The organism is Colwellia sp. BRX9-1 (assembly GCF_014077195.1).
Lineage (GTDB): Bacteria > Pseudomonadota > Gammaproteobacteria > Enterobacterales > Alteromonadaceae > Colwellia_A.
The window spans coordinates 99751-125336 of sequence record NZ_JACGVM010000003.1 but is presented as its reverse complement, the minus strand read 5'-3'; the positions used below and the strand labels follow the sequence as shown (position 1 = coordinate 125336).

Here is a 25586-nt window from a genome sequence, read left to right as displayed (position 1 = left end):
GAGACAACCTTCTTATAAACATAAATGATTAATGTAATTTTATACTTAACTAAAGACCTATGCTGTGTGCGTTAGTTCCAAAGAACATTAGCCTACATTTGTAACACTTTGTTTCTTGTCGGCAAAAAGTCCACTCGCTTGACCTGAGTAGTCAAGTGGTGGTTCTGTGCTTGTTTCTTCACTCTTACGTTCGGCTCGGCTGTGACGTAATGATACGGTTTGTGCAAGTTGTTCTTGTGTTTCTTTTGAGAAAAAAGGCATGCCATCAACGTCTGAAGGTGTTGCTTGTTTTAATAACTGCGTACTTTTTTCCATTTGCAACATGGCTGTTTGGCAAGTGCTATTCATTTTGTCCAAAAGTATTGTTGAATCATCTAAATGTTCTGCAACATCGAGTTTATATTGCGCTAAAGCGGCTTCACTATTACTAACGCGTTCACTAAGTTTCTGGTTGTCTTGGACTGATGCAGATAAAAAACGACTAGCAACAAAACCTATTGCCGCACCAACTAATAAAAGAAAAATTGCTAAAACTATATCCATAGTGTCAAACCCTCGTTATATTCAATAAAATTAGTAAAAATATGGGAACTTATTTTGTATAATAGCGCTTCTGTTCGCGCTTACCTAATGAATATGATTGCGAATTTGTTAATTTCAAGAAAATATTTCATTAGTCCTGTAAAGACTTTGTGAAACAAAATATAAGTGGCCAATAAATGATCAAGCTTTCACCTCTAGATAAGTATAATGAAGATTTAACTCGTGATGATTTTTTACATGACGATGCGCAGGAAAATGCGGTAAAAAACTTACAGCGTCTCTATGAAGATCTTCAAAATAAACCCTTACCCGTTGAAGGATTTAAGAAGGTGCTTAATCGCTGGAAGCGCATTGTTGCCTCATCTGAAACCAAAACCATACAAGGACTTTATTTTTGGGGTGGCGTTGGTCGAGGGAAAACTTATTTAGTTGATACATTTTATGATTGTTTGCCTTTTGAAAATAAAATGCGTGTTCACTTTCATCGCTTTATGCACCGTGTTCATCAAGAATTAAAAACATTAACCGGGCAAGCTGACCCATTGAAAATAATTGCCAAACGTTTTGCTGATGAAACCTGCATTATTTGTTTTGATGAGTTTTTTGTTTCCGACATTACCGATGCAATGATCCTTGGCGCTTTGTTTGAAGAATTATTTGCACATAATGTTACTTTAGTGGCAACGTCAAATATTATACCTGACGGTCTGTACCGAAATGGTTTGCAACGCGAACGTTTTTTACCAGCCATTAAACTCATCAATAAACATTGTGATGTGGTAAATGTCGATAGCGGTATTGATTACCGTTTGCGAACCCTAGAGCAAGCCGAGATTTACCATGCTCCACTTGATGCAGAGGCAAGTGAAAACCTGGCGCAATATTTTATTCAATTGTCGGTCAAACCAGGTAAGAAAGATGTTGACGTTAAAATAAATAATCGCTCATTATCGGCGATTGAAGAGTCAGACGGTATTGTGCACTTTGACTTTTCGGTGTTGTGTGAATCCGCACGTAGTCAAACTGACTATATGGAGATAAGTCGTTTGTATCACACGGTATTATTAGCAAATGTTAAACAAATGAGTGTCGATCGTGAAGATGCGGCCCGTCGATTTATTGCCTTGGTTGATGAATTTTATGAACGTAATGTAAAATTAATTATTTCTGCTGAAGTCGAAATGGAAAATTTATACAGCCACGGTGGTTTGGAATTTGAGTTCAAACGTTGTTTAAGTCGTTTACAAGAAATGCAGTCACATGATTATTTAGCAAGTAAGCACTTACCTTAGTGAGATAGTAAAACTTACTTAAAGATAATTATAAAAATGCCGATTTAACGATCGGCATTTTTTTATGCCAATTTTAGCGTTATTACGCTAACTAGCTATATGTTGTGTTATTTATTGATCTTGATCGCAATATGTAGTGCTTTGGCTTTTGTCATTTATTTTTATAGGTAATATACACCAAAAATAAAATGATAAAGGAATGCTGATGACAAACGCTTTTTCACCAGGCTTAGCGACAAGTATTAAATTACAAGACGCTTCAGTTGATATTTGGGATAAAAAATACCGCTTAAAAGACAAACATGGCCACCCGCAAGAGAATACTATTTCAGAAACATTTCATCGAGTTGCCTTAGCGCTCGCGGATATAGAAAATAAAGATAAGAAAAAGTGGTACGAGAAATTTGTTTGGGCGATGGAGTGTGGCGCCTATCCTGCGGGACGAATAATATCAAATGCAGGTGCCGAAAAATTTAAGCCCGCCACATCAACAATAAACTGCACGGTTTCAGGCACTATCGACGATTCAATGACGGGTATATTAACTGCGGTGCACCAAGCAGGCCTAACGTTAAAGGCGGGGTGTGGTATTGGTTATGAATTCTCAACTTTAAGACCCAGTGGTGCCTTTGTTGCTGGCGCCGGTGCCACAACTTCAGGTCCACTGTCGTTCATGGATATCTTCGATAAAATGTGTTTTACCATTAGTTCTGCCGGCGGGCGGCGTGGTGCGCAAATGGGGGTTTTTGATATCTCTCACCCTGATGTTAAACGTTTTATTTTAGCGAAGCGCGAGGATGGTCGGTTACGGCAATTTAATTTATCACTACTGATCAGTGATGAATTTATTGCTGCTGTAAAAAATCAACAAGACTGGTTACTCAATTTTCCTATTTCTCACCAAGAGTTACTTGCCGATGATATCGCTATCACCGATCGGGATAAAATACTCTTCAAAGAGAATTATTTTGATAACGCTTATATTAAAAAACATAATTATGTATTGAATCATGAAGGTAAAATCGCCTGTAAAATTTATAGCTCGATACCAGCTGTTAGGCTGTGGGATATGATAATGAGCAATACATTTAACTATGCTGAACCAGGTTTTTTACTCATTGACCATGCTAACGAAATGAATAACAACTGGTTTTGTGAAAAACTACGTGCAAGTAATCCCTGCGGCGAACAAATATTACCACCCAACGGTGCTTGTCTGCTGGGTTCAGTAAATTTAGTTAAATTTGTTGAGCAACCTTTCACTTCTAGTGCGAAATTTAATTGGGATAAATACCGCGAAGTTATTAAAGTTTTTACCCGCATGCTCGACAACGTAGTAGAAATTAATGGCTTACCACTGCCTGAACAACAGCAAGAAATTCAAAGTAAGCGCCGTCATGGTATGGGGTACTTAGGATTAGGCTCAGCTCTGACATTATTAAAAATACCTTATAATAGTCCTGAAGCCCTGGCTTTTACTGACAAAGTATCAAAAGTTTTAGCGATAACGGGGTGGCAAGAAGCGTTAAATTTAGCAAAAGAAAAAGGCCCTGCGCCGATACTTGCACAAACGTTCGTGGTAACTCAGCAAATGCTAGTAAAACGCCCCGAAATGATAAAAGACGGCATAAAAGTGGCGGATAAAATCAAAGGTTCAGTTCTGCACGCAAAATACAGTCGTTATATGCAGCGTATCGCTGAAGAAAATCCTGAACTTGTCGAAGCGTTAGCTGAGGTTGGCGCCCGTTTTACACATCATTCTTCAATAGCACCCACAGGCACTTTAGCGCTCAGTCTAGGTAATAATGTATCTAATGGTATTGAACCAAGCTTTGCACATGAATATCACCGCAATATTATTCGTCAAGGTAAGAAATCAAAAGAATCCGTCGCTGTTTCAAGTTATGAACTGCTGGCATATCGTCATTTTATCAATAAAGATGCTTTGGCATATAGCGAAGATGACAATAAAAAGCTGCCTAACTATTTTGTATCTGCCGATGCCATCGCTCCTAAAGAACATGTTGATATTCAGTCTGCGGCACAATACTGGATAGACTCGTCTATTTCAAAAACAATTAATGTTCCAACTGATATCGATTATGAAAACTTCAAAGATATCTATTTGTATGCATACGACCAGGGCTTGAAAGGCTGTACGACTTTTCGTTTTAACCCAGAAGTCCATCAAGGCGTATTAGTAAAAGACGAAGAACTCGCTAATGTAACGTATCAGTTTACCTTAGCCGATGGCACTGAGATTTTAGCGAAAGGTAATGAAGAGGTGGTTTACGACGGCGAAACGCATACGGCTGCAAATCTTCATGACGCTTTAAAAGAAGGTTACTACGGTAAGCTCTAAAAGCCCTGGCAAAAAATAACGAGGAAACTAATAATGAGAGAAATTAATCAAGCGATCACTGCGGTTAAGGTGTTAGTTGCTGATCAGCTGCCTGTTAAAGAAAAAATAAAAGGCATCGCGGATAAACTCACCGAAAGTACAAAACGTCCTGAAATGTTAATTGGTTCTACTTATAAAATAAAACCGCCAGTATCAGACCATGCTCTTTATATTACTATTAATGATATTTTGCTCAATCAAGAAAGTGACCAAGAAACTCGCCGTCCTTTCGAAATTTTTGTCAATTCAAAAAATATGGAGTTTTATTCTTGGGTAGTGGCGCTAACACGGGTTATTTCAGCGGTATTTCGCAAGGGAGGTGACTGCACCTTTTTAGTCGAAGAGCTAAAAGCAGTATTTGACCCCAAAGGTGGCTATTACCAAAGAGGCACAGGTATATTTATGCCATCGGTGGTCGCTGATATTGGCCATGTTATTGAAACACATTTAAAGGCATTAGATATGTTGCCAAAAAGTGAAAGAGATAACCACCAACAAGCCTACATTGAGGAAAAGCGCCAAACAATAAAAGCTAAAGAGGGAAGTGAGCTATTAGCTTTTCCAACCACAGCAAGCCAATGTGTAAAATGTTATCAAAAGTCGGTAATCTCATTAGACAATTGCGCTACTTGCTTAAATTGCGGCGATTCAAAATGTGGTTAGTTACTAGCTAGCGATTGTATTCGTGATAAAAGTTTAAAAAAAGTGCAATTGATTGTGATTTATAGGTGATCTTAGTAGATAACTTCTGTATAATCCGCGCTCCCTGCGTTACAAATGCCTACTGTTTTTGACTTTTGTGAAAAGTAGTGGCGATGGACTCGATACTCGAAGGGGTAGAGCGTGGTCTTTTTAACCGGTGATGCTAATTCTTAGCATTCATCATTTAAAGTAACATAATAAATATTGGGTTTTTTAATGAAAACTTTTGTAGCAAAACCAGAAAGCGTACAACGCGAATGGTTCTTAGTGGACGCCGAAGATAAGACTTTAGGACGTATCGCTACTGAAATTGCAACCCGTTTACGCGGCAAGCATAAAGCAGAATATACTCCTCACGTAGATACTGGCGATTACATCGTTGTTATTAACGCTGAGAAAGTGAAAGTAACTGGTAATAAAGCGAAAGGTAAAATTTACTACTCGCATACAGAATTCCCAGGCGGTCTTAAGCAAATTAGTTTTGAAAAACTAATTGAAAAAGCTCCAGAGCGTGTTTTAGAATTCGCAGTTAAAGGTATGTTACCTAAAGGTCCTTTAGGTCGTGAAATGTTCCGTAAGCTTAAAGTTTACGCGGGCACTGAACATAAGCATACTGCACAACAACCACAACTTTTGGAGCTTTAAGCAATGGCTGATAATCAATATTACGGTACTGGTCGTCGCAAGAGCTCAACTGCTCGTGTGTTCATGAAAGCTGGTAACGGTGCAATTACAATTAACAAGCGTGACATTTCTGTATACTTTGGTCGTGAAACGGCTCGTATGGTTGTTCGTCAACCATTAGAATTAGTTGAAATGTTAGAAAAGTTTGACTTTAACATCACTGTTGTTGGTGGTGGTATTTCTGGTCAAGCTGGCGCAATTCGTCACGGTATTACTCGTGCATTAATGGAGTTCGATGAAACTTTACGTGGTTCTCTACGTGTAGCTGGTTTCGTAACTCGTGATGCTCGTAAAGTTGAACGTAAGAAAGTTGGTTTACACAAGGCTCGTAAAAAGCCACAATTTTCAAAACGTTAATATTTACCTTATACGTTTTCAAAAAACCGACTTTATGTCGGTTTTTTTATATCTGTCATTTAGAAAAATGAGCATCCGCAGTAAGGTAACTTCGTGGGCTGTTTATTATAAAAGCGACCTTAGGCGATAATAAATAATACAGTGCGAGTTCCAATAAAATGGTAAACTTTAAAGGATCAGTAATAAAAATAATATGCGGGAAAATAGTCGTATTATTGAGCTGTTTACTGAGCACTTTTTCGATGGTTAGCAATTACACTCAACTATATAAGCATTAAAATAATTTATCGGATAGCGAAAGAGAAACTATTCTTTTCTGCGCTTTTTTTGAATAATAATCTTTCGTATTTAGCTGTGTGTTTAAAGTGACAAAGTCAGTGAAATTAAGATATATAACTGATGTTTCGCTTATTTTTACTTGTAAAAAAGTGCTTATTTCTTTATTATCAGAAAAATTTTTTGTCGCAAGTTTGGGCAAACAATTGGAAAGTATTTCCTCTCGCAACTCACTGTAGCTGTGAGAATAATAATTCGAATTTGTTTGAAACAATGTTATTTGGAGATTTTGAATGAGCAATGCGCCCGTGAATAACGGCCGTCGACGCTTTTTAACTGCTGCTACTTCGGTAGTAGGTGGTGTTGGTGTTGTCGGTTTGGCTGTGCCTTTCATTGGTTCTTGGAACCCTAGTGCTAGAGCGAAAGCTGCAGGTGCTCCGGTTGAAGTCAATGTTAGTAAAATAGAACCAGGTCAATTAATCCGCGCTGAATGGCGAGGAAAACCTGTGTATGTGGTCCGTAGAACTGAAGAAATATTATCAACTTTAGCGGCGCATGACGATCAATTGAAAGACCCAGGTTCAGAAGAGCCTCAACAACCTACTTATGCAGCCAATGCATATCGTTCAATAAAGCCTGAGTTTATGGTTGCTTTAGGCGTGTGTACTCACTTAGGTTGTGCTCCTACTCACCACCAAGGCGATTTTGAAGAGTTTGTTGAAGGTGTAAAAGACGGTTTCTTTTGTCCTTGTCACGGTTCTAAATTCGATATGGCTGGTCGTGTTTTTCAAAGCGTTCCTGCACCAACAAACTTGGTGGTTCCTGAGCATTCATTCCCAACAGCAGACACCTTATTAATTGGTGTTAGCGCAGGAGAAGCATAATGTTAGCTAATTTAATGGCGTGGATTGACAAACGTTTACCGTTAACCGACGCGGTAAACAAGCATGCTGGTCAATACCCTGCACCTAAAAACTTTAATTTTTGGTATGTCTTTGGTGTTTTAGCGAGTGTCGTACTCGTCAATCAATTGTTAACGGGTGTTTGGTTAACAATGAGTTATGAGCCATCAGGTGAAGGTGCATTCGCTTCTGTAGAATACATCATGCGTGATGTTGATTACGGCTGGTTACTTCGCTATATGCATTCTACAGGCGCGTCAGCGTTCTTTGTTGTTGTTTATATGCATATGTTCCGTGGCATGATGTACGGTTCATACCAAAAGCCTCGTGAGTTACTTTGGATCTTCGGTATGTTGATCTTTTTAGTGCTTATGGCTGAAGCTTTCATGGGTTACTTATTACCTTGGGGTAATATGTCTTATTGGGGCGCGCAGGTTATTATTTCTCTGTTTGGTGCTATTCCAATTATAGGTGATGACTTAACACTCTGGATACGTGGTGACTACGTTATATCAGGTGCTACCTTAAACCGTTTCTTTGCTTTACACGTTATTGCAATGCCACTGGTTTTAGTTGTATTAGTTTTCTTACATATTCTTGCACTTCATGAAGTGGGTTCGAACAACCCTGAAGGCACAGATATTAAAAAACCTAAAGGTAGTGTGCCATTAGAAGAGCACAGTAAATTTACTTTCCATGAGCAATATACTAAAAAATACGATATCGTCGATGCGATCCCGTTCCACCCTTATTACACGGTTAAAGATTTAGTGGCGATCGTTATCTTCTTAATCATTTTCTCTTGGGTAATGTTTTTCAACCCTGAAGGCGGTGGCTACTTTATGGAAGCGCCGAATTTTGAACCTGCAAATGGTTTGAAAACACCAGAGCATATTGCACCGGTTTGGTATTTTGGTCCTTTCTATACCATCTTACGTGTTATCCCTGATAAGTTATTAGGGGCAGTTGGTATGTTTTCTGCGATCATTGTCTTATTCTTATTACCTTGGTTTGACCGTGGTACAGTGAAATCTATTAAATTCCGTTGTACTGCTCATACGGTTAACTTAGCGCAATTTGTTATTTGTTTTATTGCTTTGGGTATTTTAGGTACATTGCCATCAACACCGGTCTATAACTTAATTGGTACTATCGCTACGTTTGGTTATTTTGGTTTCTTTCTTGCCTTATGGGTATACAGTAAGAACGAAAAAACTAAGCCAGTTCCAGAGAGGGTTTCAGGATAATGAATAAATTTATTAGAGCTTTTACTTTTGGAATTTTTGCGCTTGTGCCTATGCTTACACTTGCTGCTAGCAGTGGTGTTCATTTAGACAAAGCCGGTAATGATTTAAGTGACAAAGAGTCACTTAAACGTGGTTTTCAATCTTACATTAATTATTGTTTAGGTTGTCACCAGTTACAGTACCAAAGATACAACCGTACTTTTGAGGATTTAGGTATTAGTGAAGCCGATGGTATTGCTAATTATATGTATACGGGTGAAAAAGTCGGTGATCATATTACTAATACTATGCCAGCAAAAGATGCGGCTAAATGGTTTGGTAATACACCACCTGATTTAACGCTAATGGCGCGTTTAAAACCAGGGCCTGATTATATTTATACCTACTTGCGTTCTTTCTACGTTGATCCTGAGCGTCCCTTTGGCGTTAATAACACGGTATTAAAAAATGCGGGTATGCCGCATGTTTTACAGGGTTTACAAGGTGTTCGTACGATGGACGAAAATGGTAAACTCAGTGAAGCAACGGGTGGTTCTATGACCGTTGAAGAGTACGATGCCTTTGCTCGTGATTTAGCCAATTTCTTAGAGTACACCGGTGAGCCAAGCAAGCTTAAGCGTGAAGCTATGGGATATTGGGTAATAGGTTTCTTATTTATTTTCCTTATTTTTGCTTACTTACTTAAAGTTGAATATTGGAAGGATGTACACTAACAATTATTGTTAATGTACAGCGTTTTATTTATGGGGGGCTTTGGCCCCCTTTGTTAGTTTTTTATTACAGATTTTTGGAGGCATTATGGCCGTAGCAGCAAACAAGCGTTCAGTGATGAATTTATATTCTCATGCTGATGATATGTATAGTCATCAAACACGCATCGTACTCGCTGAAAAAGGTGTTGGCGTTGATATTCACTTAGTTGATTTGGCTAACTTACCAGAAGATTTACTCGACTTAAATCCCTATGGCACAGTACCGACGTTAATTGATCGTGAATTAGCACTATACGAAGCATCAATTATTATTGAATACTTAGATGAGCGTTTTCCTCATCCACCATTAATGCCAGTTTATCCGGTATCACGTGGTCGTAGCCGTTTGATGATGCATCGCGTAGAACAAGATTGGTACAGTCTAGCAAAAATAATTATGAGTGGCCCAGCAGACGCTGCAAGCAAAGCTCGTCAAGAACTTAAAGAAAGTTTGTTAAGTGTAGCGCCAATTTTAAATGAAGCGCCTTACTTTATGAGTGAAGAATTTAGTTTAGTTGACTGTTACTTAGCACCACTATTATGGCGTTTACCTGCTTTAGGTATTGAACTTGATGGTGAAGGCTCTAAAGAATTTAAAGGTTACATGCTGAAGTTATTTGAACGTGAGTCATTTCAAGCATCGTTAACTGAAGAAGAACGTGAAATACGTTTAGGTATGTTTTAACCTTGATATCTCCAGAGATGACCTCTAACAAGCCTTATATAGTGAGAGCTTTTTATCAGTGGATTTCTGATAACGACCTTACACCATATATTGCTGTAGATACGAGTGTCTATGGTGTGTTAGTTCCAACAGCTTATGTGACTGATGGGCAAATTGTGCTCAACGTTTCAATGTCAGCTGTTGGCTCTATTTCTCTTGCTGATCATGCCATTGAAGTTAGCGCACGTTTTGGTGGTAAGCTTGAACAGCTGGTCGTGCCTTACGGTGCTATAAGTGCTATTTATGCAAAAGAGAATGGTGCAGGGACATCGCTTGCGATTGAACACCCTGAACCAGAACTTGATAAAGAAATAAGTCCAGTAAAGCCAGTAGGTTTATCTAGTGTCTCTTCAGATAAGAGCAGCACTGTAAAAACCAAGTCTGAAACGGGTTCAGCGAAAGGTAAGCCTAGCTTAAAAGTGATCAAGTAATTACTAAAGACACCATAATTTTTGTTGGTATATTAGCGGTTATGCTGAAACTGTTTTAAATTTATTTCAGTCGTTATTATGGCAAGCAGCAAATAATAAAAAAGCTTCACAAGTATTAACTTGTGAAGCTTTTTTTATGAGCGCGATGGTAAGTAACTTATCGTTAAATGTATTCAAATATTTTGAATACACGATTGACGCCGCTAACATTACGGGCTATCTCTACGGCTTCATTAGCTTGTGCTTGTGTTATTAAGCCCATTAAAAATACTTCGCCATTTTCAGTAACCACTTTAATATTAGTCGCATCGATGTTGTCACTGCCAAAAAGAGCCGCTTTAACCTTAGATGTTAACCAAACATCATTACTTCTGGTCGTAATAGAAGTGGTATTACTGATACGAATTTGATTATGTAGCTGAACAATTTGTTTAACTTCATTAATCGATTTTATCGCCAGATCGCGTAAATAGGTATTGGGCACTTGCCCGATAACTAAGACACTACCGTTAACACTGATCACTTGTAGATTAGTGTTGTCTTCGAGGGCTTGATGTTTGCCAAGCTTAGCATTGGCCTCAAATTCAATTTTTTGGTCGTCCAACTGTGTACCAATACTACGCTCATCGGTAGCAGCAGATGCTCCACCGACAATAGTAACAACAGCAGCAGCAACACACCCTTGCAAAAGTACAATACTTGCTAGGGTTATTAATAATTTTTTTCGCATCATATTAATTGGCATCTTGAGGAAATAAAGTCGTGTCAATAATATCGCATAAGCAATGTATTACCACTAAATGTACTTCTTGAATTCTAGCCGTACGTGAAGAAGGTACACGTATTTCTACATCGTTTTCGCCCAGTAAACCTGCAATATCACCACCATCACCGCCGGTTAATGCGATAATAGGAATGTCGCGAGATACTGCTGCTTCAATCGCTTTTATGACATTGCGAGAATTACCACTGGTTGAAATAGCGAGTAAAACGTCACCATTATTACCTAATGCTCGCACTTGTTTAGAAAATATTTCATCAAAGGAATAATCATTCCCGATAGAAGTAATCGTCGACGTGTCGGTTGTTAAGGCTATTGCCGGCAAAGGTGGTCGTTCAGTTTCATAGCGGTTTAATAACTCGGCTGAAAAGTGCTGTGCATCACCGGCTGAACCGCCGTTACCACAGGCAAGTATTTTATTACCAGCCAATAAGCTTTGCACCATTATCATACCAGCATGCTCAATAGGGCCTGCTAGTAATTCACTGGCGGCAATTTTGGTTTGGATACTTTCGGTAAAGTTGCTTTTGATCCGTTCTAACATAAATGAAATTAGCTCCGTTTATTGACTCTAAAAGGCGTTTTTTAGCCAGGTAATATCGAGATTGTTTATATTACCTTGTAAAGCAATAACATCAAATCGACAAGAAGTATTATATTCGTTTAAACCACATTGTTGCAGATAAATTGCAGCTGTTTTCCTAATTTTTTGCTGTTTTTTCGTTGATATTGCTGAAATAGCACCACCAAACGACATCGAAGCACGATATTTTACTTCGACAAAGACATAAGTGTCAGCATCTTTGACGATTATATCAATTTCACCTAACCGGCAGGTGTAGTTTTTTTCTTCAATAATTAAGCCTTGTGCCACCAAAAAATCTCCCGCGTACCTTTCGGTAATATCGCCAGTTTTTTTAGTCGTAACTGGCTTAGTCCATGGCAATTTCAGCGACCTCGCCATCTTGATATATGCCCCACAATAAGCTTCGCGTTAGGGTGTTATTACTGTTTAATTTTAATATACCGGTTTGACCATAATGACGAACATAGGGTTTTTGTTTCATTAGCGGCAGTTTATCGACTAAATATAGGCTGTCATAACCCATGGCAAAGATGCGTTGTAAAGAGTCAGTGCGACTTGGCCAAAGCGTTTTACTCAAATCAGCTAATTGAGCATTTTGTTGTTGGCTACTTAATAGCCAAGGCATTTCGGTAAATATAAGGTTACGAAGATCATTATGCTTACTTGAATCTTGTTTACTGCTATGACTGCGAGAGCTAGCATAAACCGGGATAATAGTAGCAAAAGGACTGGTATTAACATCAATGTACGGTTTTAGTAATTTTGTTTGTGCCGGTGAACCCACTAAGTAAAACATATCGATGTCACGGCGATTTCTTGGCTCTGAATCGATACTCTGTTTTACTCTTATTTTCAAATCCTTGATACGGGCTTGGCTACTATCAACCTCTAAGCTAGCTTTGAGTTGCTCTTGCATCATTTTGCCTTTTTCGAAATAAACAACTTCAGGAGCATAGCCGTTAATCAGTTGCCATTGTTTGCTAAAGGCTCGGGCAATTCTTTTACTGGCGGTATCTCGGTGGCTGAGTATGACTGGTGAGCGATAATTTTTTCGACTCAATGTTGTTGCTGCTTGGTAAGCTTCGTCTTCTGGACGCATCGACAGAATGAATTGCTCTGCGCTCCGTTGCTGAACTTTTGGGGTGTTAAGCAATAAGCTAGGTAGCAAAATTTCACCTTGGGCAAGGAACTTATCAACATTATTTTTAAGCAAAGGACCAATAATAAAATGACTATCTAAGGCGATTAGCTGTTCATTTAATAAGGTCCAGTCAAGTGTATCAGCATCGATAAAGGTTAAGTTTTTATTGGGAATATTACTATAAGCGGCTAGGATCCCTTGCTGGGCAGCTTTCCCTGCAGACGCTTGTTTACCGGAAAGGGGTAAAATAATAGCAATATTTTCAATAAGTGCTTGTGGGCTTTGTTCTGTTCTTCTTAATGTTTCAATAATCGCTTGTGCGGGGTGCGCAGAAAAATCACCTTGCCACTGACTTAAGTAAGCATCAAAGCGGTTAATATCACCGCCAAATTTATGCGCGTAAGTTAATAGTTGTTGCCAACCTTTAATATAAGGCGGGTCAAGCTCTGCTAATTGGCTGACTTGCCAAGTAGACAGTAAACTTAATGCTTGCCATAGCCCATAAATATCATCAACGTCTGTATTTGAACTGCTGGAAAACCAATGCAATTTAGCGTTGACCGCACTAATTTCTAATGCTCTACGCTGCTGTATATCAGCCAGTAAGAAGTAGTAGTTTTCGCGATGAATAGCGTTATTATCGGTTGAAATTTTATTAGCAACTTCAAGCTGCTTAAAGGCTAATTCAACCTCATTTAGCTTAAGTAAACTTTCTGCACTTACCAATGCTAGACGGTAATTGTCTTGTGAATTGTCAGTCAATGTTGTGAGTTGCTCAGATAACCATAGTGCTTGATTATAACTCTCCTCACCAATCAGTAATTCACTAGCATCAATAAGTGTGGCGATTGCTGTTTTTACTTCTTGTGTTTGTGCAGCCGACAGCAACTGTTGTGAGGTTATTTTATTATTGGCACTCGCTAATGGTTGATTTCGAGAGTCGATTGCGCCTTTATTGGCGGCAATATTTTTGGAAGTACCGCAACTTGTCAATAATGTCGTTGTTAATAGAACGACAGAAAAGAGTGTAGTAATTCGATAAAAAGTGCTTTTTTTAGAAAACAAAAAATTAGTTTGGCTCACCAGCGATAAATCCGTACTTTATTAGTTAGCTTTATAATAAACTTCATCTTCATCAGTCTCAACTTAAGTATTCATTATGTCGTCAGTATTTGTAGAATCAGGCACGCTTTACATCGTCGCCACACCCATCGGAAATTTAACCGACATCAGTCAACGCGCACTTGATGTGTTAACTCATGTGGATATTATTGCCTGTGAAGATACTCGCCATACTCAAAGATTATTATCTGCTTATTCTATCAAAAACAAAACATTATCATTACATGACCATAATGAACGCCAACGTCAAGACTATGTAGCAACACTTTTACAAGAAGGCAAAAGCATTGCACTGGTTTCAGATGCCGGAACTCCCTTAATCAGTGATCCTGGTTTTCATTTGGTTCGCCATTGCCGACAACTTAATTTACCTGTTTCTCCTATTCCGGGTGCTTGTGCAGCAATTGCTGCTCTATCTGTCGCGGGTTTACCCACAGATCGCTTTTCATTTGAAGGTTTTCTTCCTTCAAAATCAGGTGCTAGACAATCAACGTTAGCAAACTTATTAGAAGAACCGCGCACTATGGTGTTCTATGATGCGCCACGTAGAGCAATTGATACCGTTGAAGATATTGTCAAAGTATTGGGTGGAGACCGTCAGGTGGTTATTTCTCGTGAGTTAACAAAAACGTTCGAGACCGTCCACTCAGATACTGCTGAAAACTTACTAGCTTGGTTAAAAGAAGATCCAAATCAGTTAAAAGGTGAAATGGTTTTAATCATAGAAGGCAAAAAAATTGACGCCAATGTGATACCCGCAAAAGCGATTGACACATTGAAGTTATTATTGGAAGAAATGAAACCTAAAAAAGCTTGTGCAATTACTGCTGAAATTTATGGTGTGAAGAAAAACGCTTTATATGAGATTGCCCTTTCAATGAAGGAAGACCAAGTTTAGGTCGTTTACTCCCACTAATACGCTTATTTTAAATAGTACGAGTAAATGATAATTAAATAAATATAAAAAGCCAGCTAATAATATAAGCTGGCTTTTTGCTAATCGCTCAAACGTACCGTCAAACTAGAACTGATAACTCACGTTAAAATCAATTGTACGACCTATGATATAACGGCCATTATCCAACAGACCAGAAGTTCCGCGGGGATCTGCTTCTGTTAAACCTTCTTCATCAGTAAGGTTGTTCACCGCTAATTGCATTTTAACTTCGTCAGTAAGGTTTAGAATGACACCAAAATCAATTTTCGTATAACCTTCTAATATTAGCGCATCAGTATTCTCTGGATCACTGAAACGGTCGTCTGCCGAAGAAACTGTACCGTATACTGTGCCGTACATGCCATTGTCAAACTCAAGATCGTAGCTTGGCGTGATACGTACCTGCCAGTTTGGTAATCTTTGTGCTTGATTACCGACATTATCAGGGTTGCTAGACTCTGTAAGCTCAGTTTTTTGAAGCGTCGCACCTACGGCAACAGAGAAGCCATTATCGGTGAAGAAATTAAAATCAATCTCTACTCCATAAGCTTCATTGGTCGTTACTTGTGCTGGTTGGCCTGGAATAGCAACGAAAGAATCACCAGTCACTTCGTTGAAAAAACCTGTAGCATAAAGGCTAAAGTTATCCGCTGAGTGTTTATAACCTAATTCATATTGAGCAACTTCTTGAACTTCAGTTTGACCTTCTCTTAAATTATCAAAGAAAGGCATTTTGCTACCGTCACTAATACGAGCAAAAATTCCTTGTTTCTCTGTAAACATCCAGTTTGCACCAACAGTCCATGAAGTACTTGACTCATCAAAAGAGGCTACCTGATCAATACTACCGTCTAAGCCCGTATCAAGCGTATATTCAATTTCATGATTCTCACGACGTACACCACTATCGATAGTTAAAACATCTGAAATTTCATAAGATGCAGCAGCATAAAATGCGGTAGTTTTGCCATCACCAATGCTATTGATGTCGTAACTCCAACTACAGTGGTCGGCATTGTCATTACAGTCAATACCTGTCAGGTTTTCGCCACCTTGTTCTACCACATGATAAGACTGATTACCTAATGACCACCAATCGGTAGATGAAAATGTAGAATTATAAAAACCACCCGTTACACTGCCTTTATCAAATGTTTTAGTTAAAGCAAAGTCATTAGTAAATGCTTCAATTTCTTTGAGAACGACCCAACCACCAATCATTTGAACGTCGGTATTACCATTATATTGAGTACCAGTAACCACACCAATGGCCGATTCGCCATTATCAGCAACCGTTGATAACTTAACCGCTCCACCTTGTGGTACTAAGCCATAGGTATCAGCATCACCTTTGGTGTAAGAGAAACGATCAACAAGACCCCAACCATTATCAAGGGTTAAATCAATGCTACCGCCAGATACTGCGCCATTCCAGCCTCGGCCTTTACCAAAATCAAAAACTTTAGATTCTCCATCACCAAACTCAATTTTTTGCAGACGATTATTAGTGCCAATTTGCGTATAGTTATTGTCTACGCCATCAACAGTGATAGGTGCGGGTACATACCAAGTACCATGATCATCAGTTTGACGGGTATAAATATTAATTTTACCGTTGTCTAACTTTTTAGTAATGTTAATAGTAAATTGATTACCTTCTTCAGCATTAAAACCTGCGTCACGAGCGCCAGGTGAGCTTTTAATATAGCCACCAACCATGAAGTATAAATCATCAGCTAAGCGACCACTTATTACGCTATCTACACGTTGTAAGCCGTAATCGGATGTTGAATATTTAATTGAACCTTCAGTATATTCAGAGCCTTCTTTTAATAAAAAGTTAGTGGTTAAGCCTGGCTGACCATTTGATATTACTGGGTTTGTGCCGCCACGAAGTGCTTCCATAAATTCAATAGTATCGTCTAAGCGAAATATGCTTGAATTTTCTAGGAAACTAAGTGTTGGTGGTGGGAAAATAGGAGCGCCTTGCAGCTGAATTGTAAGGTATGGTGCGTCACTTGCACCTGGAAAGCCGCGAACAAATACATTGGCACCGGCAACGCCACCCGAGCTTTCAGCCCAAACACCAGGAATTGCTTTAAAAAGATCAGCGGTACTTTTAGGTGCTATTTTTATCATGTCGTCTTCAGAAAAAGAACTAACAGCAAAGCTTGCTTCTTCCTTAGCAACGCTTTTACCGCTGAAAGTACCCGTAACAACAATTTTTTCGATATTAGCATTTTTATTTTTTGTTGATGTTTTCTCTGCCGCAAAGCTTGAACTCACTTGGCAGCTTAATGCGACAACTATCGCAATGGTAGATAGTTTGAAGTTAGTAGTCATGTATTTTTCCCTCTTATACCAATATTAGCAGTGCCATATCAGTTATTAGTTATATTTATTGATATTTCCTTCCCCATAATTAATATAAAGATGAATGCAAACGTTTGCAAGTTGTTTTTGCAAACGTTTGCATTGTTGTGCTTTCAATTGCAATACTAGCTAGATATGTAATACTTCCTCGGCATTTATATTTTATTAATTTTGGAAATAAACGGAATTGGCTAACGCAAACAAACTTACTTTGGCAGGGCTGGCTAAACTAGCAGGTGTATCAACGTCAACGGTATCAAGGGCTTTGAATGATAACCCTTTGATAAAAAAAGAAACACGTGAAAAATTACAAGCATTAGCGAGTGAACATAATTTTAGCTTAAATAGAGCTGCTAGCCGTTTACGCACGCAAAAAACCAATGTTGTCGCGGTAATTTTAAACTTAACTGACAATACCGATCAAAGTATTAGTGACCCTTTTTTACTCAAAGTGGTGGGCGATTTAAACCAAGCACTTAATCAAAGTGGCTATGAATTACTGTTGTCGAATTCTTTTATGGCAACACAAGATTGGGCTAATTACTTCATAGGAAGTAGTCGCGCTGATGGCATTATTGTTATTGGGCAAGGTAAAAGCACGGAAAAAATTGAAAAGGTGGCTGAATCTAATGCACCACTTGTTGTGTGGGGCGATCCAAAAGGGCACGCGAACTATGCCGTTGTCGGCAGTAATAATGAGCTAGGTGGATATTTAGCGACGGAACATTTAATAAATACCGGTTGCAAACGTATTTTGTTTCTTGGAGATCCTGAACATGCAGAAATGAGTGAACGCTATAAGGGCTATGGGCGTGCACTAAAAGAGTATGATATTAATATTAGTGATGAATTAACATTAGCGTGTGATATAACCAGTAAAGTGGCTTACGAAAGAATCGGCGATCTTGTTCTTGAAAAGGGGCTGTTTTTTGATGGCATTGTTGCATCAAGCGATATGGTGGCACTTGGAGCGTTGAAAGCGTTGAAAGAGCGTTATGTCAGTATTCCAAATGATGTTGGTATTGTAGGATTTGATGATATAGCGATGGCTGAGCTTTTTCACCCGTCACTTACCACGATTAAACAAAATACTAAATCGGCGGCTAAAATTATGGTGGAACAGTTATTAGTTCAGTTTAGTGGCGGAAAAGCAAAATCGGTTGTTATGGATATTGAGTTAATTGCACGAAACTCTACCCGCTCTATCTAATAATCGTTAAATCCTCTTATTATTAGCGCACGAATGCAAACGTTTGCATTCGTGCGCTTTTGATTATAGACTAAACTTAATTATCAAATAATGAGTTTATTTATGTCGCGTTTTATTACCATAAGTGCAATTGCTGCAAGCTATTTCGTTTTTGCTATTCTGCTTAATAGCGTAGGTACTGTCATTCTTCAGTCAATAAATAGCTTTGATATAAGCAAACCGCAAGCGAGTACATTAGAAGGTTTTAAAGATTTATCTATCGCGTTTGTTTCTTTTTTTGTGGCATCAGTTATTCCACGAATTGGATATAAAATTGCGCTGGCTGTAGGTTTAGCCATAGTTACCATCGCTTGTTTCTTAACGCCAGTTATTGGTAACTTTCTAGTGATCAAACTCCTATTCGCCTGTATAGGTGTTTCGTTTGCCTTAGTCAAAATATCAGTTTATTCCATTATTGGTCAGTTAACACATTCAGTAAAATCTCACTCTTCACTGCTTAACACCATAGAAGGTATTTTTATGCTCGGCAGTTTATCGGGCTATTGGTTATTCAGTTTTTATATTGATGGCAATTCGGCAGAGTCTACGCAATGGATGAATGTTTATTATGTGCTAGCCGTTATGTCTTTATTAACCTTAGTGTTAGTGAGCTTTTCTTCGATTAGCAAAGCTGAGCAGTCTTTAACATCAACAAGTATATTTAGTGACTTTGTTGAAATGATAAAAATGAGTTATCAGCCTTTGGTGCTTATCTTTGTCATCTCTATATTTCTTTATGTATTAATTGAACAAGGGATCGGCACTTGGCTACCTACGTTCAATAGTGAAGTCTTAGGTTTACCCACCAATATTAGTGTACAGATGACGAGTATCTTTGCCGCTGCATTAGCATTAGGTCGATTATTAGCTGGGCAAATTCTACGTTACCTAAATTGGTATACCTTTTTGAATATTTGTTTAGCAGGGATGGCATTAATTATTCTATTACTACTGCCATTAACACAAGACCCGACGACGGGTTTAGTCACCAGTGTTTTTGATGCTCCAGCCGTCGCTTATCTTCTCCCGTTAATTGGTTTAATGATGGCGCCTATTTATCCTGTACTCAATTCAGTGATGCTAAGTAGTTTAGCGCGTGCAAAGCACTCATCAATGACTGGACTCATTGTGGTGTTTTCTGCACTCGGTGGTACTACAGGTTCTATTATTACCGGTTATTCTTTTGAAGCACTCGGTGGTCAACAAGCCTTTTATCTCTCATTAATACCTATGGGACTTCTCGTCGCTAGTTTGTATTTTTTTAAAGTCGCAACTGCGAAGCATTCTGTTTAAAGAAATAACAACAAGGTTATCCCATGATGAATACCGAATTATTAAATCAACAAACTAAAGAAAGTTTACATTTTTTTGAAAGTGAATTATTCAAAGATGTGCAAATGAGTGGTTTGTTTGCCGACAGCAAAACTTTTACTGATGCTATTCCTAAAACTGCTTTTATGGAAATTTTACAGAAGTATAAAACTGAAAAAAAACATAAGTCTTCATTCAATTTAGAAGCTTTTATCACAGAGTGTTTTGATATTGTTGAGCATGAAGAAATACGTTCAGAAAACGTAAAAACGAGTATCGCCGAACACATTGATTCACTATGGACCGTTTTAAAAAAGGAAGCTGATCCCAATGCTGTAGGCTCTTTGTTACCTCTGAAAAATCCTTACATAGTGCCAGGAGGTAGATTTAGGGAGATATATTACTGGGACAGCTACTTTACTGCATTAGGTTTGGTTGAGTCAGGAAATATTGCTTTAGCTGAATCTATGTTGAGTAACTTCTTAGAATTACAATCAAACTATGGTTGTATTCCTAATGGTAATAGAAGTTATTATCTATCTCGTTCGCAGCCTCCTATTTTAGGCTTGTTAGTTGAGTTACTTTTGCCTTTTCAACAAAATAAACAGCAATTTATAACAACTCATATTAAAGCCATTGAAACAGAATATAAGTTCTGGATGCAAGGTAAGGCATTGGAGACAGATGAACAATTTGAGTCTAGACGAATCATTAAAATGCCCGACGGAAGTTTCTTGAATCGATATTGGGATGATAATGCTGCTCCTCGTGCCGAATCATATCGTGAAGACATTGAATTATGTCAGGAATTAATGCCTGAAGATCCTGAATCTTTCTATCGTAATATTCGTGCAGCATGCGAATCAGGATGGGATTTTAGCTCACGCTGGTTAGGTGATGAAAATTCATTAGCGTCTATTAGAACCACACGGATTCTACCAGTTGACTTGAATTGCTTATTGTACAAGCAGGAAGAATTACTCGCTAAGTTCTATGAAATACTGGGGAATGAAGCGTCCAGCCTTGTTTATAAAGATTATGCGGCAACAAGAAAAGCAGCAATACAGCGTTATATGTGGTCAGAAAATGATGGTTTTTACATGGACTATGATCTAGATAAAAAATCTTATAGCTCAGTAAAATCATTAGCCGGAGTATTACCTTTGTTTGTTGAGTTAGCTGATGCGAAACAAGTTGACCAAGTTAGTAAGGTGATTGAAAATGAATTTTTACAGCGAGGCGGTTTAATCACGACTGCTATTGAAACAGGCCAGCAATGGGATTCACCAAATGGTTGGGCGCCATTACATTGGTTTGCTGTTCAAGGCCTAATTAAATATGAAAAACAATGCTTAGCACTAACCATTAAGAACCGTTGGCTTAATACGGTAGAGTCGTATTTTCAGCAAACAGGAAAAATAATGGAAAAATATAATGTATGTCAGCAAAGCCATAAAGCCGAAGGCGGAGAGTATGATGTACAAGAAGGTTTCGGTTGGACAAATGGTGTGCATGTCGCCTTTAGCGCGTTATGTATTAAAGAAAGAGATTAAGCTGGATCCTTTTACAATAGCAAGTTTTGTTTGATCAGTTTTGATAATAACTTTTATAAAGAGCAAACCGAGCAGTTATTTGTTTATGCTCGGTTTAATAAATATAGGCTCAGTTTTCTCATTACTTAGTTAATAAAGATCGATTAGTTATGCTTACTACGCTTTGATAACGATAATAAACCAAATGCTATTATCATTAATAAATAACTGCTTGGTTCAGGTACTGAAACTGATTGTTTAGTTTGAATTGAAAGACTGTTGAAATAGGCATTATCGTTTCCAGCATCTCTGTTGTATAAAGAAACACTGTCTATATTTCCACTTCCCATTAATGAACCATTTCGACTTTGGACAAACGAATTATCAAATGCATTGAATATATCGAGTTGGTATAAATCAGCGCTTAATAGGCTGAATGTTATATTAAGTCCTGCATCGGTATAATCGATACCTGTATCAATAACACCTTGCCCATCAAAAATACTGTAATGTTGACCACCACCAATAAAGCCAAATTCAAAGCGGCTTTGCTGGTTATAATCGCCAATAGTATTATGGATATTCTGATTTCTTAACACAAAACCAACAGAGCCACCTTGAGTAATTCCGCCATGCTCAAAGGATACGTTAAAGGTATCACCGGATTGTGTTAGTGAGTTCCCTGCAAAACCTCGGTAAGCTTCAAACTGATTAAAACCATCACCATTTGCATAACTACCCCACGCATTATCACTTGGATTTGAAGCAATGTGATTAAGGTCACTATGCGTGCTTTTATTTGCAAGAAATCCACCAGCACTGCCACTTGCGCTGTCTGTAATGAAATTCCATTCATCAAAGCCTTTACCGCCATTTCCACTCCATTGATTGCCATAGTTATTTGCATTATCTTCTGCAACCGTTATTAAGGATGCTTGGCTGTTAAAAGCTAAAGCCAATATTGAGGCAGCGAGTATATGTTTAATGTTCATGTATATTTTTCCTATTAATTCCGTTTATTATGTTTGTTATTTTGCGATTAATACTAGTATTGCCCTACCACCAAGCCCATAAGAAGTGTATTCACCCCCAATGAATTCTTCAGCACCAGCCGCTTTTACAGAACTAGCGCCGTCATTCCAATTTGAAGTGTCCGTTACTCGATACCAATTTTTACCTGCCCCTGGCCATGGTAATGTGAAGTTCACGTTGTCAGACCAACCGTTATAAGCCACGTATATCGCAGCTGTTGGTTCACTAAATTCAGAGCTATCTATACGATAAGAAATAGCATGGTTATTTGCATCATTAAAGTAATCACCACTAGCAAGATTACCGTCTGGTTTAAACCAGCGTAATTGCTCCATAAAATTGCCATTGGTGTCAGTTGATTGATAAAAATTAGCAGGGCGTAATGATGGATGATTTTTGCGAAACTCAATCATACCTTTAACAAAACTATTGAAGTTGTTTTGGTCTGCATTCCAGTCAAAGCTTAACCAGTTAGCAATTGAGTCTAGGTTGTAGGGATTGTTGTTACATTGTATAGAACGTAAATATTCGTCTCCGCCCGTTAACATTGGCGTACCAGCGCTAAGCATTAATAATGCAAAACCGTTTCTAGCCGCTTTGCGTTGCTCTTGTGCTTGATTATACCAACCTTGATCCCAGCTATGATTACTGCTTTCGCCACCATCTGAAGCGCCAAATGGCCAAGGTTGATTGTTATTTTTACTGTTACACGAATATAAATCTTTTAAGGTAAAACCATCGTGTGAAACCATAAAGTTAACGGAATTCCACGGCGCTCTGCCATCGTCTTGGAATAATGACGCTGAGCCTGTAAGCGCATTAGCCAGTTGGCCTAATGTTACATCTTCGCTACCCATTTGATTTTGATCTTTACGAATAGTGTCGCGATATTGGCCATTCCATTCAGACCAACCCGATGGAAAGCCACCTACTTGGTATGAGTTCCCGCCAATTGCCCATGGTTCGGCAATAAAATCAGTCCCTTTTCCGCCCCATGTTGGACGTTCGGTAAACTCATTAATAATACGATTTAGTGCAGTATAGGGGGCCATTTTGTCATAATTAAAGCAGCCATGTTCGCAGGTGTTACCTAATACCGAAGCTAAGTCAAAGCGGAAACCATCCACGCCAAGTTCTGTTTGCCAATAATCTAAAGAATCAATAATCAGGTTTTGTGCAATAGGATTAACGGTATTGTAATTTCCGCCAACACCCGTATTGTCCCACGAATGTTGCTTGTCATTAGTCAAAGAATAATAGGTAGGATTGTCTAAGCCACGCCATGAATAAAGGTTATAAGTTGATGAATCACCATTTACCCATGCACCACCTTCACCAGTGTGATTGTAAACAACATCAATAAAAACTTTGATGCCTTTGTCATGAAAGGCTTTAACCATAGCCTTGAACTCTTTCGTCGGGCCACCAGCCGATTTATCACTGGAGTATCGACGTTCGGGTGCAAAGTAATTTAAGGTCATGTAACCCCAATAATTATCACCATCGGTTGATGTGGCGACATCATTGGTATCGTTTTGTGTTTCCTGTACAGGTAAAAATTCAACAGCTGTAATGCCTAAATCGGCTAAGTAGTCAGCTTTAAGTGCTGCACCTTGATAAGTGCCACGAAACTGTTCAGGAATTGTATTGTCATTTTTGGTTAGGCCACGCACATTAACTTCATAGATAACATCATCTTTTAACGCACGGGTTGGTTTTATACCGATAGATTGAGTAGAGCTTTTAAGTAATATACCTTTTGGTGCTTGTAAGCCACTGTCGATATTACGGTAGTTCTGACCAGACGCGTAAATGGTACCGTCATTCCACTGAGGTGTTAAATTGTCATGACTTAGTTCTTTAGCGTAAGGGTCACTCAGTAGTTTATTCGGATTAAAGCGATTACCTTGAGCATCAACATCACTGATAAAACCAGCGTTATTACCTTTTTGCCATGCAGTCTCGTATGCCCAGTTTGCTCCCCATGCACGATAGCCATAAAAGATAGTGTCGTTAAGCCGAACGTCTAAATTGTTGGCTGCTATTGATACAGACCAAATATTATTGCTGTCTTTACTTAAAGAATATTGAGCGACTTCTTCAGCACCTATCGCTTGGTCATAAAGGTAAAGATCTATTTTTGTTGCTGTGGCAGAATAAATTCTAAAATTGAGTTGTTGATTATCAATGCTGTACTTTGCACCGAGGTTACTGTGGTTAATATCTGCATGACTATAAAAAGCGAGCAAAAGCGTACTTAAAGCCAGTAGATATTTGGCACTCTGTTTAATTATTATATTTATTGTCATTGTTGAACCTTATTAATATTATATTTTTGGTTGTTATTTGACCTGACTAGATGTTAACTAATTGTGAAAATAGATAGCAATTGTCTACATACGTATTCATACGGGTTTGTTTTTTTAGTCAGATTAATAACCATTGGCGTTTTTTTGTAATTCAGGTAAAATGCGCGGCGAGTTGACCAGACAATCGCTGCTTTATTCTTGTATCAGATGTGTAAACTGAAGATATAGGTATGAGGGGGAGGAAAGTCCGGGCTCCAATGAGCAGGGTGCCAGGTAACGCCTGGGCGGCGTGAGCCGACGACAAGTGCAGCAGAGAGAAGACCGCCGATGGTTGTTTCTAGGAACTTCACAGGTAAGGCTGAAAGGGTGCGGTAAGAGCGCACCGGATTGCTGGTAACAGTAATTGCAGGGTAAACTCCACCCGGAGCAAGACCAAATAGGGTTTCATATGGCGTGGCTCGCGTTGAAACCGGGTAGGTTGCTTGAGCCTTAGAGCGATTTAAGGCCTAGACGAATGATTGTCACTCTTTTTCGAAAGAGATACAAAACCCGGCTTATGTGGTCAACTCAACTATTCTAGTGACCGCTTGATTATTTTAATAATAATCAAGCGGTTTTCTAAAATCCTTTCATATCAATCTATACAATCCCAAATAATGTTATAGCGTTAGCTATAGGAGACTGAACGGCTTTCTATGCTGTTTAATTGACGCATTATCTTAGTCTTCGAAATACATAAATACCTAAAAATAAGCTAGTAATTGAACGTGTTGAAGTAACCTGTCTTTTTTGATTGTAATGTCATTGGTTGCCGGCTTAATTTTTGTTAATCTTATTCTTGCCTCTCACCGCTTGCTATAAATAGTATGGAGGCTAGAGTAAACAACATTAAGGTAATAGTT

Annotated in this window: 22 protein-coding genes and 1 other RNA gene; 15 read left to right on the top strand and 8 right to left on the bottom strand. The window is 38.5% G+C overall.

Going from position 1 to position 25586, the window contains the following annotated elements:
- Window positions 1-87 precede the first annotated feature (87 nt).
- Window positions 88-543: a YhcB family protein gene (locus H4J76_RS04915; RefSeq protein WP_182213692.1), complete on the bottom strand. Its 456-nt coding sequence runs from the start codon at window positions 541-543 to the stop codon at window positions 88-90.
- Between the two features lie 176 nt (window positions 544-719).
- Between H4J76_RS04915 and zapE the strand changes: the two genes are divergently transcribed.
- From zapE to H4J76_RS04865, 10 genes are all read left to right on the top strand, one after another.
- Complete coding sequence (gene zapE / locus H4J76_RS04910) at window positions 720-1835, top strand: cell division protein ZapE (protein WP_182213690.1); 1116 nt, start codon at window positions 720-722, stop codon at window positions 1833-1835.
- A 205-nt stretch (window positions 1836-2040) separates the two neighbouring features.
- Window positions 2041-4197, top strand: a complete 2157-nt coding sequence (locus tag H4J76_RS04905) for an adenosylcobalamin-dependent ribonucleoside-diphosphate reductase (protein WP_259368029.1) — start codon at window positions 2041-2043, stop codon at window positions 4195-4197.
- Window positions 4198-4230: 33 nt separating this feature from the next.
- The gene (locus tag H4J76_RS04900; RefSeq protein ID WP_182213687.1) at window positions 4231-4899 is read left to right on the top strand and encodes an NrdJb; all 669 of its coding nucleotides are present in this window, start codon (window positions 4231-4233) and stop codon (window positions 4897-4899) included.
- A 255-nt stretch (window positions 4900-5154) separates the two neighbouring features.
- The gene (rplM, locus tag H4J76_RS04895) at window positions 5155-5583 is read left to right on the top strand and encodes a 50S ribosomal protein L13 (RefSeq protein ID WP_070375783.1); all 429 of its coding nucleotides are present in this window, start codon (window positions 5155-5157) and stop codon (window positions 5581-5583) included.
- 3 nt (window positions 5584-5586) lie between these two features.
- A complete protein-coding gene (gene rpsI, locus H4J76_RS04890) occupies window positions 5587-5979 on the top strand; it encodes a 30S ribosomal protein S9 (protein WP_182169313.1) in 393 nt (130 codons plus the stop codon).
- 569 nt (window positions 5980-6548) lie between these two features.
- Complete coding sequence (petA, locus tag H4J76_RS04885; protein WP_070375785.1) at window positions 6549-7139, top strand: ubiquinol-cytochrome c reductase iron-sulfur subunit; 591 nt, start codon at window positions 6549-6551, stop codon at window positions 7137-7139.
- Complete coding sequence (locus H4J76_RS04880; protein WP_146799547.1) at window positions 7139-8404, top strand: cytochrome bc complex cytochrome b subunit; 1266 nt, start codon at window positions 7139-7141, stop codon at window positions 8402-8404. Before petA ends, H4J76_RS04880 begins: the two co-directional genes overlap by 1 nt.
- The gene (locus H4J76_RS04875) at window positions 8404-9117 is read left to right on the top strand and encodes a cytochrome c1 (protein ID WP_182213685.1); all 714 of its coding nucleotides are present in this window, start codon (window positions 8404-8406) and stop codon (window positions 9115-9117) included. Before H4J76_RS04880 ends, H4J76_RS04875 begins: the two co-directional genes overlap by 1 nt.
- Before the next feature lie 85 nt (window positions 9118-9202).
- The gene (gene sspA / locus H4J76_RS04870) at window positions 9203-9841 is read left to right on the top strand and encodes a stringent starvation protein SspA (RefSeq protein WP_070375788.1); all 639 of its coding nucleotides are present in this window, start codon (window positions 9203-9205) and stop codon (window positions 9839-9841) included.
- A 17-nt stretch (window positions 9842-9858) separates the two neighbouring features.
- Entirely contained in the window at window positions 9859-10311 is a 453-nt protein-coding gene (locus H4J76_RS04865; protein ID WP_182221806.1) for a ClpXP protease specificity-enhancing factor, read from the top strand.
- Window positions 10312-10474: 163 nt separating this feature from the next.
- On the opposite strand, the gene dolP is transcribed toward H4J76_RS04865, so the two are convergent.
- Genes dolP through H4J76_RS04845 form a run of 4 tightly spaced genes read right to left on the bottom strand, consistent with a single transcriptional unit; the run spans window position 10475 to window position 13902 of the window.
- The gene (gene dolP, locus H4J76_RS04860; protein WP_182213870.1) at window positions 10475-11041 is read right to left on the bottom strand and encodes a division/outer membrane stress-associated lipid-binding lipoprotein; all 567 of its coding nucleotides are present in this window, start codon (window positions 11039-11041) and stop codon (window positions 10475-10477) included.
- 4 nt (window positions 11042-11045) lie between these two features.
- A complete protein-coding gene (locus H4J76_RS04855) occupies window positions 11046-11636 on the bottom strand; it encodes a phosphoheptose isomerase (RefSeq protein ID WP_070375790.1) in 591 nt (196 codons plus the stop codon).
- Window positions 11637-11663: 27 nt separating this feature from the next.
- Window positions 11664-12038 carry a YraN family protein gene (locus H4J76_RS04850; protein ID WP_259366350.1) on the bottom strand — a complete coding sequence of 125 codons (375 nt, stop codon included), beginning with the start codon at window positions 12036-12038 and terminating at the stop codon, window positions 11664-11666.
- A complete protein-coding gene (locus H4J76_RS04845; protein WP_182221767.1) occupies window positions 12025-13902 on the bottom strand; it encodes a penicillin-binding protein activator in 1878 nt (625 codons plus the stop codon). The genes H4J76_RS04850 and H4J76_RS04845 overlap by 14 nt, the downstream gene beginning before the upstream one ends.
- Before the next feature lie 76 nt (window positions 13903-13978).
- On the opposite strand from H4J76_RS04845, the gene rsmI reads away from it, so the two are divergent.
- A complete protein-coding gene (rsmI, locus tag H4J76_RS04840) occupies window positions 13979-14839 on the top strand; it encodes a 16S rRNA (cytidine(1402)-2'-O)-methyltransferase (protein WP_182213680.1) in 861 nt (286 codons plus the stop codon).
- A 123-nt stretch (window positions 14840-14962) separates the two neighbouring features.
- Here the strand turns inward: rsmI and H4J76_RS04835 are convergent, their stop codons facing one another.
- On the bottom strand, window positions 14963-17221 hold the full coding sequence (locus H4J76_RS04835) for a TonB-dependent receptor (RefSeq protein WP_182221768.1): 2259 nt from the start codon (window positions 17219-17221) through the stop codon (window positions 14963-14965).
- A 217-nt stretch (window positions 17222-17438) separates the two neighbouring features.
- Here H4J76_RS04835 and H4J76_RS04830 point away from each other — a divergent pair, with 217 nt between their 5' ends.
- The 3 genes from H4J76_RS04830 (at window position 17439) to treF (ending at window position 21364) form a co-directional block, all read left to right on the top strand.
- Entirely contained in the window at window positions 17439-18461 is a 1023-nt protein-coding gene (locus H4J76_RS04830) for a LacI family DNA-binding transcriptional regulator (protein ID WP_182213678.1), read from the top strand.
- Window positions 18462-18563: 102 nt separating this feature from the next.
- A complete protein-coding gene (locus tag H4J76_RS04825; RefSeq protein WP_182221769.1) occupies window positions 18564-19793 on the top strand; it encodes a sugar MFS transporter in 1230 nt (409 codons plus the stop codon).
- 23 nt (window positions 19794-19816) lie between these two features.
- Entirely contained in the window at window positions 19817-21364 is a 1548-nt protein-coding gene (treF, locus tag H4J76_RS04820) for an alpha,alpha-trehalase TreF (protein ID WP_259366351.1), read from the top strand.
- Window positions 21365-21507: 143 nt separating this feature from the next.
- Here the strand turns inward: treF and H4J76_RS04815 are convergent, their stop codons facing one another.
- Complete coding sequence (locus tag H4J76_RS04815) at window positions 21508-22335, bottom strand: PEP-CTERM sorting domain-containing protein (protein ID WP_182221770.1); 828 nt, start codon at window positions 22333-22335, stop codon at window positions 21508-21510.
- Between the two features lie 36 nt (window positions 22336-22371).
- Window positions 22372-24684 (bottom strand): isoamylase, encoded by a 2313-nt coding sequence (locus tag H4J76_RS04810; protein WP_182221771.1) that lies wholly within the window; start codon window positions 24682-24684, stop codon window positions 22372-22374.
- A 168-nt stretch (window positions 24685-24852) separates the two neighbouring features.
- On the opposite strand from H4J76_RS04810, the gene rnpB reads away from it, so the two are divergent.
- Window positions 24853-25258, top strand: an RNA gene (gene rnpB / locus H4J76_RS04805) — RNase P RNA component class A.
- Window positions 25259-25586: the final 328 nt, after the last annotated feature.